At 34.9% G+C, this 14,383-nt stretch carries 14 protein-coding genes and 1 other annotated feature (1 of these 15 only partly in view); of the genes, 13 read left to right on the forward strand and 1 reads right to left on the reverse strand.

Going from position 1 to position 14,383, the window contains the following annotated elements:
* Positions 1 to 20: 20 nt before the first annotated feature.
* From rplT to KM149_RS05660, 13 genes are all read left to right on the forward strand, one after another.
* Positions 21 to 377: a 50S ribosomal protein L20 gene (gene rplT / locus KM149_RS05600; RefSeq protein ID WP_016425302.1), complete on the forward strand. Its 357-nt coding sequence runs from the start codon at positions 21 to 23 to the stop codon at positions 375 to 377.
* A gap of 151 nt (positions 378 to 528) precedes the next feature.
* Entirely contained in the window at positions 529 to 1,140 is a 612-nt protein-coding gene (locus KM149_RS05605) for an NUDIX domain-containing protein (protein WP_165545570.1), read from the forward strand.
* A 9-nt stretch (positions 1,141 to 1,149) separates the two neighbouring features.
* A complete protein-coding gene (locus KM149_RS05610; protein WP_165545569.1) occupies positions 1,150 to 2,073 on the forward strand; it encodes a hypothetical protein in 924 nt (307 codons plus the stop codon).
* 87 nt (positions 2,074 to 2,160) lie between these two features.
* Complete coding sequence (tig, locus tag KM149_RS05615; RefSeq protein ID WP_050330711.1) at positions 2,161 to 3,483, forward strand: trigger factor; 1,323 nt, start codon at positions 2,161 to 2,163, stop codon at positions 3,481 to 3,483.
* Between the two features lie 422 nt (positions 3,484 to 3,905).
* A complete protein-coding gene (clpX, locus tag KM149_RS05620) occupies positions 3,906 to 5,168 on the forward strand; it encodes an ATP-dependent Clp protease ATP-binding subunit ClpX (protein ID WP_050345531.1) in 1,263 nt (420 codons plus the stop codon).
* Between the two features lie 166 nt (positions 5,169 to 5,334).
* Positions 5,335 to 5,928 (forward strand): ribosome biogenesis GTP-binding protein YihA/YsxC, encoded by a 594-nt coding sequence (gene yihA, locus KM149_RS05625; RefSeq protein WP_165545567.1) that lies wholly within the window; start codon positions 5,335 to 5,337, stop codon positions 5,926 to 5,928.
* Positions 5,929 to 6,155: 227 nt separating this feature from the next.
* A complete protein-coding gene (gene hemA / locus KM149_RS05630; RefSeq protein ID WP_241415564.1) occupies positions 6,156 to 7,496 on the forward strand; it encodes a glutamyl-tRNA reductase in 1,341 nt (446 codons plus the stop codon).
* A gap of 14 nt (positions 7,497 to 7,510) precedes the next feature.
* Positions 7,511 to 8,347 (forward strand): cytochrome C assembly family protein, encoded by an 837-nt coding sequence (locus KM149_RS05635; RefSeq protein WP_050330715.1) that lies wholly within the window; start codon positions 7,511 to 7,513, stop codon positions 8,345 to 8,347.
* Between the two features lie 25 nt (positions 8,348 to 8,372).
* A complete protein-coding gene (gene hemC, locus KM149_RS05640; protein ID WP_214970026.1) occupies positions 8,373 to 9,296 on the forward strand; it encodes a hydroxymethylbilane synthase in 924 nt (307 codons plus the stop codon).
* A 14-nt stretch (positions 9,297 to 9,310) separates the two neighbouring features.
* Entirely contained in the window at positions 9,311 to 9,988 is a 678-nt protein-coding gene (locus tag KM149_RS05645) for a uroporphyrinogen-III synthase (RefSeq protein WP_060829793.1), read from the forward strand.
* The gene (hemB, locus tag KM149_RS05650) at positions 9,988 to 10,965 is read left to right on the forward strand and encodes a porphobilinogen synthase (RefSeq protein WP_165545563.1); all 978 of its coding nucleotides are present in this window, start codon (positions 9,988 to 9,990) and stop codon (positions 10,963 to 10,965) included. Before KM149_RS05645 ends, hemB begins: the two co-directional genes overlap by 1 nt.
* A 14-nt stretch (positions 10,966 to 10,979) precedes the next feature.
* Positions 10,980 to 12,275, forward strand: coding sequence for a glutamate-1-semialdehyde 2,1-aminomutase (gene hemL / locus KM149_RS05655; RefSeq protein ID WP_241415565.1), 1,296 nt, complete (start codon positions 10,980 to 10,982; stop codon positions 12,273 to 12,275).
* 105 nt (positions 12,276 to 12,380) lie between these two features.
* Positions 12,381 to 13,463 carry an AbrB family transcriptional regulator gene (locus KM149_RS05660; RefSeq protein ID WP_165545561.1) on the forward strand — a complete coding sequence of 361 codons (1,083 nt, stop codon included), beginning with the start codon at positions 12,381 to 12,383 and terminating at the stop codon, positions 13,461 to 13,463.
* Positions 13,464 to 13,568: 105 nt separating this feature from the next.
* Here KM149_RS05660 and KM149_RS05665 read toward each other — a convergent pair whose 3' ends face one another.
* On the reverse strand, positions 13,569 to 14,117 hold the full coding sequence (locus tag KM149_RS05665; protein WP_165545560.1) for a DNA-3-methyladenine glycosylase I: 549 nt from the start codon (positions 14,115 to 14,117) through the stop codon (positions 13,569 to 13,571).
* A 58-nt stretch (positions 14,118 to 14,175) separates the two neighbouring features.
* Positions 14,176 to 14,383: a binding site (T-box leader), on the forward strand; it runs 7 nt beyond the window's last position.

The raw sequence follows: 14,383 nt of genomic DNA on the forward strand, positions 1-14,383 counted from the left end.
GACAAAAGGAGGAATTTATTATGCCACGTGTTAAAGGTGGAACGGTAACAAGAGCGCGTCGTAAAAAGACAATCAAATTAGCTAAAGGTTACTTCGGTGCGAAAAGCACATTATATAAAGTTGCAAAACAACAAGTTATGAAATCAGGTCAATATGCATTCCGTGACCGTCGTCAAAGAAAACGTGATTTCCGTAAATTATGGATTACACGTATCAATGCTGCTGCACGTCAACATGATATGAGTTACTCTCGTTTAATGAACGGTTTAAAACAAGCGGGTATCGATATTAACCGTAAAATGTTATCAGAAATCGCAATTTCTGACGAAAAAGCATTTGCTGAATTAGTCAACCAAGCTAAAGCAGCTTTAAAATAATTATATTTAGAAGCGTTAGCGTCTAAATCGCAAACTCTCTTCAAAGTAGATACTGCTTAAGTAACCACTTTGAAGAGAGTCTTTTTATTTAAGGCTTTACCATTTTTTATAAATTTTGTTACGATATATAAAAAACATAAAGGAGTTAACCATGTCAAAATTTGATGAGCAAATTACTGTTGTGCCACGTATGCGACTATTTAATAATGAAGAAAATGCCTTTAACGGTTTTCTACCTCGTATGGATAACAAAGGTCAGTCTATTTATCAAACGCTAGCCGATTATGAAGTAAAAAGACGCGGTGATATGGAAGAAGATCCTTCATTCAAGCAATTAATTAGTTATTGTTTATTAGAAAATGAAAACGGTGAAATTTTAGTTTATGAAAGATTAGAAGGCGGCGGAGAAGCACGTTTACATGGGAGTGCTTCAATTGGTGTTGGTGGACATATGAACGATGTTCCTAATGCTCAGAATATCGAGGAAGTCATTAAAATCAATGCGAGCCGTGAGCTTGAAGAAGAAGTTGGTTTAACCGTTGATGATAGTAAGGCGCTTAACTTTATCGGTTTTATTAATGATGATAATAATGAAGTTGGCCGTGTACATTTAGGTGTTGTTTTTAAAGTGAATGTAAAGCAAGAAGAAGTAGAAGTGCAAGAAACAGACACTTTAAAAATAGAATGGCAATCACTAGAGAACATTCAAGATTTATCTATATTTGAATCGTGGAGTGCACTGATTTTAGAAAAAATGAAATAGGTGAATGCAATGTCTGACATTATTCCTTTTCCAAAAATGAAGAACAAACTTATGAAGGATATCAATGAGGCAATGAAGCAAGCACAATACGAACGTGCCTATGATGCCTTTAATGCATATGAACGCCATTTTGAGTTGACGCCAGAGCTTGCTTTAATGAAGTGTGAAGTGCTTTGGCATCTAGGGTCTTACTTAGAGCTAAAAGAAGAATCTAACATTTTAATGGTGCAAGGTTTTCAGCCTTATGACACGTTGATGGTTTATTACATTAAAAGTTTATTTGCATTAGGACATTATCATTCAGTGGTCGAGATGATTACACAAGTGATTGATGAAGTACGCGAACATGAGACAAGACTAATTTTGCTACCGATCAAAGATCAAGCACAATCCAAATTAGACGAACGACAAGATTATATGGCACACCGTTTACAAAATTTTACTTATTTGGATCAAAGTGAACAAACACAGCTACTTTTAAGTTTAATCGATGATAGCGCATATCAATTTCGGTCAACGATTGCCTATCTCTTGCAAAATGAAATCTTGCAAATGAATATACAAAGTTTAATGCTTGAATATTTACGTTTTGCTCGTTACAATCAATGCGTCCAAGTGGAAAAGCCATTTTGCAATTTAGAAATAAAGCCAAGTGAACTCAGTGGCATTGAACAAACGACATTCAAAACCGAACTTTTACCACGCATTATACATCGTTTAGAATCAGAAATGCCATCCTTTGTTCATGAGGCCTATGTTCACCTTCATACGCATAATATCGCGTTATATCCGTTTGATATTTTGGAAAAGGCATCCTTAGATACTTGGGTTGAGGGCTATATGAACTATTTTAAAGCGCTAATGGGTTTCGAATATGAAACAGAAGGCGCGATAACTGGAATATTTAACTTGATAAAATCATTAAATACATAGGTATCATTATTTCAAACACTGACAACCTATGCTATAATAAAGAAGTTGAAAAATTTTAAAAATGAAAAATCATGGAGGTTTTTATACATGACAGCAACTTGGGAAAAAAAAGAAGGTAATCAAGGGTTACTACAAGTAACTGTACCTGCAGAAGAAGTAGATAAAGCGTTAGATCAAGCGTTCAAAAAAGTAGTTAAGCAAATCAATGTACCTGGTTTCCGTAAAGGTAAAGTACCACGCCAAATTTTCGAACAACGTTTTGGTGTAGAAGCACTTTATCAAGATGCAGTAGATATCTTATTACCAAAAGCTTACAGTGAGGCTGTAGTAGAAGCAGATATCAATCCAGTTGATCAACCTGAAATTGAAGTAACACAAATTGAAAAAGGTAAACCATTTACTTTTGATGCTACTGTAACAGTAGAACCTGAAGTACAATTAGGTGATTACAAAGGATTAGAAATCACAAAACAAGCAACTGAATTAACTGACGAAGAGCTTGAACAAACTATTGAACAACGCTTAGAAGCTATGGCTGATATGGTTATTAAAGAAGACGGTCAAGTTGAAGAAGGCGATACAGTTAACTTAGACTTTGATGGTTATGTAGATGGTGAACAATTCGAAGGTGGCCAAGCTGATGGCTACGACTTAGAAATCGGTTCAGGTATGTTTATCCCAGGTTTCGAAGAACAACTTGTTGGTTTGAAAGTTGGAGAAGAAAAAGAAGTTGAAGTGACATTCCCTGAAGAATATCACGCAGAAGAATTAGCGGGTAAACCAGCTACATTTAAAACAAAAATTAATGAAATCAAAACAAAAGAAGTTCCTGAGTTAGACGATGAATTAGCAAATGAACTTGATTCTGAAGCTGATAACGTTGAACAATACAAAGAAAACTTACGTAAGCAATTAACTGAACAAAAACAAACTGATGCTGAAAACTTACAAAAGGAAGAAGCAATTACATTAGCAACTGACAATGCTACAGTTGATATTCCTGAAGCAATGATTAAAACAGAAGAAGATCGTATGGTTCAAGAATTTGCGCAACGTTTACAACAACAAGGTCTTAACCTAGAAACTTATTTCCAAATTTCTGGTCAATCTGAAGAAGACTTACGTGGTCAAATGAAAGACGACGCAGAACAACGTGTAAAAACTAACTTAACTTTAGCAGCAATCGCTGAAGCTGAAAATATCGAAGTTTCTGAAGAAGATGTTGATAAAGAGTTACAAAATATGAGTGAACAATTCAACATTTCAGTAGAAGATATCAAAAACACTTTAGGTAATACTGACATCGTTAAAAATGATGTACGTGTGAAAAAAGTAATTGATTTATTAGTTGATGAAGCGAAATTAGTTGAAGCAAAAAATGAAGATAACGAAGCGAGCGAAGAAGCTTAATTAAAGGATGTTGAGTGATACGATGGTTAGATCGAACATTCACTCAATGTTGACTAGCGCAACTGTAATAAATTGACCCTTGAGGGGGTGGGATATTGAATTCTTGAACTCAAAGTTTTCTATAATCCCACTCTCATTTTCGTTTATTGGCTATTTCAAATTCGATGAGATGCATAGTTAATATAGAATCAGCGATTAGAATTTCAATTGATATGAAAGAACTAAGGGAATTGTATATAATAAAGTAGTAAGCATCACTTGTTAATGGTTTCTTGCTATTTACAAAATACATTACAGTTAAGGCTAAGAAGTTAATGACTAGTCCAATGATGCAACGTAATGCAAATAACTTGAAAGAAACTATATTTGCGTAATAGAATGCATTCTAGTATAGTCGTTAAAGAACAGGGGTGTAATAAAGTATGTTTAAATTCAATGAAGATGAAGAAAACTTAAAATGTTCTTTCTGTGGTAAAGATCAGGATCAAGTTAAAAAGTTAGTTGCAGGGAGCGGTGTCTATATTTGTAATGAATGTATCGAACTCTGCTCTGAAATCGTTGAAGAAGAATTAAGTCAACAAGAAACAGAAGAATTAACAGAACTACCCACACCAAAAGAAATCATGGAGCAATTGAATAATTATGTCATCGGCCAAGAAAAAGCTAAAAAATCTTTAGCAGTCGCAGTTTATAATCATTATAAACGTGTTCAACAGTTAGGACCTAAAGATGACGACGTAGAATTACAAAAAAGTAATGTCGCTTTAATTGGGCCTACAGGTAGTGGTAAAACATTATTGGCACAAACATTGGCACGTACATTAAATGTACCGTTTGCTATTGCTGATGCCACAAGTTTGACAGAAGCTGGATACGTAGGTGAAGATGTTGAAAATATTCTGTTACGTTTAATACAAGCAGCTGATTTCGATATTGATAAAGCCGAAAAAGGTATTATCTATGTCGATGAAATTGATAAAATCGCACGTAAATCTGAGAATACGTCTATTACACGTGACGTTTCTGGCGAAGGTGTCCAACAGGCATTGCTCAAAATCTTAGAAGGTACAACTGCAAGTGTACCGCCACAAGGTGGACGTAAGCATCCGAACCAAGAGTTTATTCAAATTGACACAACAAATATTCTCTTTATTTTAGGTGGTGCATTTGATGGTATTAACGAAGTCATTAAACGCCGCCTAGGTGAAAAAGTTATCGGTTTCGCAAGTAACGAAGTTTCAAATTATGATGAAGCGAGTTTACTCGAACAAATTCGACCAGAAGATTTACAAACGTATGGCTTAATTCCTGAGTTTATTGGTCGTGTACCTATTGTTGCAAACCTTGAAACATTAGATGTCGAAGCGCTTAAAAATATTTTAACGCAACCTAAAAATGCACTTGTTAAGCAGTATACAAAAATGCTTGAATTAGATGGTGTCTCTTTAGAGTTTACTGACGAAGCATTAGCAGCAATAAGTGAAAAAGCAATAGAACGTAAAACAGGTGCACGTGGTCTACGCTCTATTATTGAAGAAGCATTGATAGATATCATGTACGATATTCCTTCGACTGAAGATGTCGTGAAAGTTGTTATTACTAAAGAAACAATTGTTAATGAAACTGAGCCAGAACTCTATGATTCTGAAGGTAATCTCGTTAACGTGACAAAAACTTCTGCATAAGCCAAGGGTAAATTTAAAAGAATAATGGGATAAAAGGTTGTTCCGAAATTTATTTCTTTTTTAAGTTTGCGCATGTTTTTGTTTATTGTTGCAAAGCTGAGTCTCATAATCAAATGGATTATGTCTCAGCTTTTTTTATAATAAAAATAAAAGAGGTGAAATTAAAGTGAAAATTAATCCAAACCATGTCGATTTATTAATAAGTGCAGTAAAGCCAGAACAATATCCCGATCTCGGTTTGCCCGAAGTGGCACTAAGCGGGCGCTCTAACGTTGGTAAATCGACATTTATCAATAGCATGATTGGACGCAAAAATATGGCTAGAACTTCACAACAGCCAGGTAAAACACAAACACTCAACTTTTTCAATATTGATGAACAATTAATTTTTGTTGATGTGCCAGGTTATGGGTATGCCAAAGTAAGTAAAAAACAGCGTGAAGCATTTGGTAAAATGATTGAAACTTATATCACAACACGAGAACAGTTAAAACTAGTGATACAACTTGTTGACCTTCGTCATCCGCCGACTGAAGATGATGTGCTCATGTATGATTTTTTAAAGTACTATGACATCCCAACATTAATCATTGCGACAAAAGAAGATAAAATTCCAAAAGGGAAAGTCCAAAAGCATATTAAAATCATTAAAGAAAAACTAAAGTTGGAAAAAGGGGATCAAATTATTAGTTATTCTTCAATTGAGAAAAAGAAGCAAGATTTGATTTGGTCTACAATCCAAGAATTTTTAGAAGCATAAAGACGACTTCGAAGTACATATGTTATTTTATTAAAGCATGTCAATATACGTAAGGACAGCATAAGATGAGGTTTTATAACGAAGCCATTTTATCTTTCTTTTCTAACCCTAAGTCATTCGTGCTTCAATAAATCTTTAAATCATCAAATTAAAGTTTCTTTTTTTAATTAGAATGAATCTAATCTGTGTTATAATGTAGTTATTGTAGATTATATGGGGGCATAAACATGTATTTAATAGCAGTAAGTGTAAATCATCGAACAGCTGATGTTACATGTCGTGAGAAGCTAGCATTTAAAGAAGAAAATATGCTTAGCGTCCACGAATCACTGTTTGAAACAAAGTCTATATTAGAGAACGTGATCTTATCAACTTGTAACCGTACTGAAGTCTATGCTGTAGTCGATCAAATTCATACGGGCCGTTATTACATTCAACGATTTTTGGCGAGACAATTTAATTTTGAGGTAGATGAGATAAAAGCCATTTCTGAAGTTAAAACAGAAAATGATGCTATTGAACATCTATTTAAAGTTGCTTCTGGGTTAGATTCAATTGTCCTAGGAGAAACTCAGATACTTGGTCAAATGAGAGATGCTTTCTTTACAGCTCAAAAAGCAGGAACTACGGGCACTATATTTAATGAGTTGTTTAAGCAAGCGATTACTTTTAGTAAAAAGGCACACCATGAAACAGATATCGCTGACAACACAATTAGTGTATCTTACGGTGCTGTGGAACTTGCGAAAAAGATGTTCGGTAAACTTAATAAAAAGCATGCGTTAGTGATTGGCGCTGGTGAAATGGCAGAATTGTCATTGCTCAATTTAAAAGGTGCTGGTGTAAGTGAGGTTACGATAATTAATCGTACATTATCACGCGCAAAATCATTAGCGGATCAATACGGGGTTCATTATGCTGAATGGGATGCGTTAGGTGATTTTCTCGTGAAATCAGATATCGTAATCAGTTCTACAAGTTCTGAACAATTTATTATTACGCAAGACATGTTAGAAATGTGTCAGGCTGTGGCGAAAACAGCTCAAAAAGTACTCATTGATATTGCAGTTCCGAGAGATATCGAACCATTTGAAGCAAATGATACAGAGTTGTTTATTTACGATGTTGATGATTTAAAAGGTCTCGTTGATGCAAATTTACGTGAACGTCGTAAAGCAGCAGACCAAATCTTAGCGCGTATACCGTCTGAAATTGAAAAACATAATGAATGGGTGAGAATGTTAGGCGTTGTTCCTGTTATTCGTGCTTTACGAGAAAAAGCAATGTTAATTCAACAAGAGACGATGGATAGCATAGACCGTAAGTTACCTAATATGTCTGAACGTGATCGTAAAGTTGTTTCTAAACATACGAAAAGTATTATTAATCAAATGTTGAAAGACCCAATCAAGCAAGCCAAAGAAATAAGTGACGATCGAAACGCAGATGCTAAGCTTCAATTATTTAAAGAAATTTTTGATTTAGAAGTTGAAGCGGATTATAAATCTCAAGCCATTGAGAAAAAAAGAACACTTTTAAGAGAGAGATTACTTAATTTTGAAACTTAACAAGCGGTGATGCTATGGAAGAGACCTTTTTTATACGGTTTCATGAAATAATATTATTGATTTATTTAGTGAGCATGGTTTGTTTAATTATAGACGTGTTCCAAAAAAATTATCGTGTGCAAAATATTGGTTTTTATGCATTAGGGATTGTTTGGTTTTGTCAAACAGTCTCTTTAACTATGTTTATTACATGGCAAAAACAACTGCCGTTAACATCTCTAGTAGAGAGTTTTTATGTTTTAACGTGGTTAATACTGACAATTACTTTCATTATGTCAGTGATGCGACAATCTGACTTTATGATTGCATTTTTAAATGTAATTGGTTTTATCTTTATGACCATTCATACGTTTCATCCACAACAATTTAAAATGGGCGGAACGCGACTCACAGTCATGAATGAGCTCCTTGTTTTCCATATATCACTCGCTTTACTAAGCTATGTGATCTTTGCAGTTGCATTTGTAAATGCAATCATCTATTTGATTCAATATCGTAATTTAAAACAAAAGCGTTTTAATCAAAATTATTTTCGAATAAGTAGTATCGGAACACTTGAAAAAATTGTATTTTACAGTTCTCTTGTTGGCACAATCATTATGTTTATAAGCTTGTTATTAGGAATATTATGGGGAATGAATTCAATCGGTTTCCATATTTTCGCCGATTTGAAAGTTATCTCATCATTAATTATTTTTGTGGCTTATTCTATATTTATTGCTTTACGACTCACACATCGATTTAAGCAATACTTTTTAATTCAGTTGAATATTATGTTATTTTTAGGCTGTATGTTTAACTTGATTGTCGTCACTCAATTATCAACGTTCCATCAATGGACAGGTGTGTAACGAATTTTTATTGGAGGAAAACTCAATGCGTAAACTAATTGTCGGTTCAAGAAGAAGCCAACTTGCGCTTACCCAAAGTCAACAGTTTATCGATCGTTTAAAAGCAATTGAGCCTGATTTGGATATTGAAATTAAAGAAATTGTAACTAAAGGCGATCAAATAGTCGATAGACAGTTATCAAAAGTAGGTGGCAAAGGCTTATTTGTAAAAGAAATTCAAAATGAATTATTTAATCATCAAATCGACTTTGCGATACACTCGTTAAAGGATGTACCTAGTGAATTACCTGAAGGTCTTACATTAGGGTGTATCCCGGATCGAGAGAATCCTTTTGATGCTTATATCGCTAAAAATCATGTGCCACTCAATGAGTTGCCTGATGGTAGTATTATTGGTACTAGTTCACTGCGACGTGGTGCACAAATTTTAGCGAAATACCCAAAACTCGAGATTAAATGGATAAGAGGCAATATCGATACGCGATTAAAGAAGCTCCATTCAGAGGATTATGATGCGATTATTTTAGCTGCAGCAGGTTTAAAACGAATGGGTTGGTCTGACGATATCGTCACGTCTTACCTTGATAACGGACAACTTGTTCCAGCGATTGGTCAAGGTGCACTGGGTATTGAGTGTCGATCAGACGATTATGAATTATTGGCATTGCTTGCTAAGGTACATAATCAAGATGTGGCTGACTGTGTTGCTGCAGAACGTACATTCTTGAAGGAAATGAATGGAAGTTGCCAAGTCCCAATTGGTGGCTATGCGTATAAAGATGACAAACAACGTATCCATTTTACAGGTTTAATCATGTCACCAGATGGTACACAACGCTTTGAGCACACTGAAATAGGGGATCAACCTGTTGTATTGGGAAATAAAGTGAGTCAAACATTAAAAGCCCAAGGTGCAGATCAAATTATAGCAGCATTAAACGAAGAATAAAGAAGGTGTATAAAATGAAGCCAGTCGTAGTGATGACACAAACAAAGCCGTATGTAGATGAGCGAGTTGAAATTCAACATTTGCCATTTGTAGAGATGCAAACTTTATCTTTTGATACGCACTTGTTAGATACGCACTACGACTGGCTCATTTTGACTTCTCAAAATGCTGTTCGATACTTTTTACCTTATATGGAGCAACTAAATTATCGCCATCTTGCAGTCATTGGGCAAAAAACGAAGGCATTTTGTGAATCTAATCATTTAGATGTCCACTTTTATCCATCTGACTATTCTCAAGAGGGCTTTTTAAAAGAATTCCCAGTAGTCAGTGGACTACAAATCCTTTTGCCGTCCAGCAAGTTAGCACGACCGTTGTTACAACAAACGCTTGAAATGAGAGGTTGTCAAGTTCATAAAATTGATCTTTATCAACCACATCCAGTACAACAAAATATTGATGAAGCTTATAATCGTATTCATCAAAATGCTGTTGATGCAGTGACGTTTGCAAGCGCTTCAGCTGCAAATGCTTTTTTTCAGCAGTACCAACCTCGTCATTTTGGTCACTACTTTGCTATAGGCAAACAAACCGCTAATGCAATCAAAAGCTATGGCAACAATTGTTGCACTGCTCAAATTCAAACTTTAGAATCAATTGTGGATAAAATAATAGAAATGAGGGTTTTATAATGGAATTTGATAGACATAGACGTTTAAGATCATCACGTACAATGCGTGATATGGTAAGAGAAACACATCTAAGAAAAGAAGATTTAATTTATCCTATTTTTGTTGTCGAAAAAGATGATGTTAAAACAGAAATTAAATCTTTACCCGGCGTTTATCAAATTAGTTTGAATTTATTACATGAAGAAATTCAAGCTGCATATGATTTTGGAATTCGTGCAATCATGTTTTTCGGTATTCCTAATGAAAAAGATAGCTGTGGTACAGGGGCTTACGTTGAAGATGGTGTGATACAAAAAGCGACACGAATTGCTAAATCAATGTATAAAGACTTATTAATACTCGCAGATACTTGTCTATGTGAGTATACGGATCATGGCCACTGCGGTTTAATTGACCCTCATACACACGATGTAGATAATGATAAAACTTTACCTTTATTAGTGAAAACTGCGATTTCTCAAGTGGAAGCGGGTGCTGATATAATTGCACCAAGCAATATGATGGATGGCTTTGTTATTGCTATACGTGAAGGGCTCGATAAAGCCGGATACCAAAATATACCAATTATGAGTTATGGCATTAAATACGCATCTAGCTTTTTCGGTCCATTTAGAGATGCTGCAGAATCAGCACCTTCTTTTGGAGATAGAAAGACATATCAAATGGATCCTGCAAACCGCCTAGAAGCACTTCGAGAATTGGAATCTGACCTTAAAGAAGGTGCCGATATGATGATTGTTAAACCTGCACTCAGCTATTTAGATATTATTCGAGATGTTAGAAATCATAGTAATGTTCCAATTGTGGCGTACAATGTAAGTGGTGAGTATAGTATGACAAAAGCAGCAGCTTTAAATGGTTGGATTGATGAAGAAAAAGTCGTTATGGAACAAATGATTTCTATGAAGCGTGCAGGTGCTGATATGATTATTACTTATTTCGCTAAAGATATCTGTCAATATTTAGATAAGGAATAAAAGGAGGTCACGTCATGCGTTATAGTGAATCAATTAAAGCTTTTGAAAAAGCAGAAAAACTCATGCCAGGCGGTGTGAATAGTCCAGTTCGTGCTTTTAAATCTGTAGATACACCCGCTATTTTTATGGATCACGGCGAAGGAAGCCGTATCTATGATATAGACGGAAACGAATATATTGATTACGTTTTAAGTTGGGGCCCATTAATTTTAGGACATCGCGACCCGAAAGTTATTGAAGAAATTCACAAAGTCGTTGACCGTGGAACAAGTTTCGGCGCTTCGACATTGGAAGAAAATCGTCTTGCTGAACTTGTGATTGAACGTGTACCATCAATTGAAAAGGTTCGCATGGTTTCTTCTGGTACCGAAGCAACGTTAGATACATTGCGACTTGCCCGCGGATATACAGGTAAAAATAAAATTATCAAGTTTGAGGGTAATTATCATGGTCATAGTGATTCTCTGTTAATCAAAGCAGGATCTGGTGTAGCAACACTAGGCTTGCCCGATTCTCCTGGGGTGCCTGAAGGGACAGCTAAAAATACAATTACCGTTCCTTATAATGATCTAGATGCGGTTCGTTATGCTTTTGAACAATATGGTGATGATATTGCAGCAGTTATCGTAGAACCTGTATCAGGTAATATGGGCGTAGTGCCGCCTATTAATGATTTCTTACAAGGTTTACGTGACATCACACAAGAAAATGATGCATTACTTATTTTTGATGAAGTCATGACAGGCTTTCGAGTAGGATACAATTGTGCACAAGGTTATTTTGATGTAATACCTGATTTAACATGTTTAGGTAAGGTTATTGGTGGCGGCTTACCTGTTGGTGCATTTGGTGGTCGTAAAGAGATTATGGATCATATCGCGCCAAGTGGTGATATTTACCAAGCAGGGACACTCTCAGGAAACCCTCTAGCAATGACAAGTGGTTACATGACATTAAGTCAATTGACACCAGAAAGTTATGACTACTTTAATCAATTAGGTGATATGTTAGAAGAGGGACTTAAAGAAATCTTTAATCGCTATAGTATTCCATTAACTGTTAACAGAGCAGGTTCAATGATAGGATTTTTCTTAAATGAAGGCCCTGTTACGAATTTTAAGGAAGCAAATGCTTCAGACCTTGAATTATTCCGCGTTCTTTATCGTGAGCTTGCAGAACAAGGTATCTTTTTACCTCCATCACAATTTGAAGGTATGTTTTTATCAACAGCGCATACAAAAGATGATATTCAACACACTTTAAAAGCATTTGATACAGCTTTAGAGCGAATTACAAAAGTAACTGAATAAATATGGGATTAATTTTTATAACTATAAGTACTATAAACAATAAAATGCCAGTTTTATTGTTTATGATCATTAAAAACAAAAGTGCTTTAAATGATAGGAGGGACCATGATACGAAAACACCACATTAATAATTTCATTGTACTTGGACTCTCAATCATTTTTGGCCTTATATTATTACGACTCCATTTAATGTTGCCATGGATGTTTGGACCGATACTTGCCAGTTTATTTGTGATTAAAGTTTTGAAGTTAGAAGTGAATTGGCCACAATGGCTAAGCGAATTTGGACTTATCATGTTGGGCGTTCAAATTGGGACATCTTTTACAAAAACTGTAATCGATGATATTAAAAATGATTGGTTTTCAATTATATTAGTGAGCGTCTTGTTACTTGTTTTGTCTCTTATTGTTTCTATAGGCTTTAGAAAAATTGCGAAGGTCAATAGAGAAACAGCTTTATTAAGTGTCATACCAGGTGCATTAAGCCAGATGCTTGTGATGGCCGAAGAAAACAAGCGCACAGATATACTTGTTGTCAGCCTGACACAAACGTCACGTATTATATTTGTTGTTATTTTAGTTCCGTTTATCTCATATTTCTTTAAAGATGCAAACGGTAGTCAAAAAGAAATGCAACAAATGCACCTGTTAACTGAAGTTTTAACATTCAAGGATATTTTAATCATTGGATTAGGTATTTGTGTTGTTTATATTCTGATGAAGTGGATTCACTTTCCAACAAAAATGTTACTTGCACCTATTTTAGTGCTTATAGTTTGGAATATGGTAACTGAACGGACTTTTACGCTTGATGCGCCAATTATTGCAGGAGCTCAAATTATCTATATGATTCGTGTAGGTATTCAAATTGCGCATTTAACTGGGCAACTTAAAGGCAGAATTGCAGTCGCAATTGCGTATCAAAATATTTTACTTATATTTGGTACACTTTTAATGGTCATTTTGATTCATTTATTTAATCCAGCGTCGATTAATAATCTGTTTTTAAGTGCAGCACCTGGGGGAATGAGTCAAATTGTATTAGTCGCATTAGATACCGGTGGAGATGTCGCTATGATTTCAAGCTATCATATTTTCCGTATATTCTTCATACTCTTTCTGATTGCACCGTTAATCAGTTTTATATTTAAATATCAAGATCGTAAAAATAAAAGAAGTACGTCTTAATGTAAATTAATTCATTTTATTCATTCAAAAGGGATAGCAATCACACTTTTTAACGTGACTGCTATCCTTTTTTCGTATTTTATTGATTTCATATTCATATATGTGTTAACGGTTCGGACAAGAAATCAAATGGCTATTATAAAGGCCAGCAGCTTCCATAAAAGAAAACGCAGTTACAGGACCGATAAATTGAAACCCGTATTCTTTCAGTGACTTTGACAATTTCTTGGATGTATCGTTCACTGTAATACGCGCTTCAACGGTTTCATATTGAAAATCAATGGGCGCACCATTAACAAATGACCATATAAAATGACTAAAGCTTTCATAGTCTTTTTCAATTTCAATAAAACCTTTGGCTTGAAAAACGATTGCTTCTAACTTTTTACGATGATGTATGATATTAGGGAATGACATCAATTGATCGATATCTGATGATGTCATTTGTGCAATTTTATATGGATCAAATTGATAAAATGCTGATTTGTAAGCATCTTTCTTTTTGAGTATTGTTAGCCAAGATAAACCTGCATGTTGGGATTCTAATGCTAGAAGTTCAAATAGTGCGCGAGAATCATATAATGGCTTTCCCCAAAAGTGATCATGATAATCGATATATACTGGATCTTGACTACCGAATGCACAGGGATTCACGTTTTTATACCTCCTTGTATTGACTTCATTGTCGTTTCAGTATACTATAAGAATTAAATTAATAGTAGAATTTGGGAAGAGTAGATGGTTGTCTTTTTTTAGAGAGTGTACGTTTGCTGAGAGTACATAAAAGACGTTATTGAAGGTAGCCCACGTTGAACTTTAGCTGAAAGTAAAGTAGGTTAAAGCGTGTTATGAGCGTTAATCGTAAGAGTGCAATAGTGCGTACGCATTATTGAATTTAGGTGGTACCGCGGAACATCCGT

Source organism: Staphylococcus coagulans (genome assembly GCF_022557135.1).
In the GTDB taxonomy this organism is placed as follows: Bacteria; Bacillota; Bacilli; order Staphylococcales; family Staphylococcaceae; genus Staphylococcus; species Staphylococcus coagulans.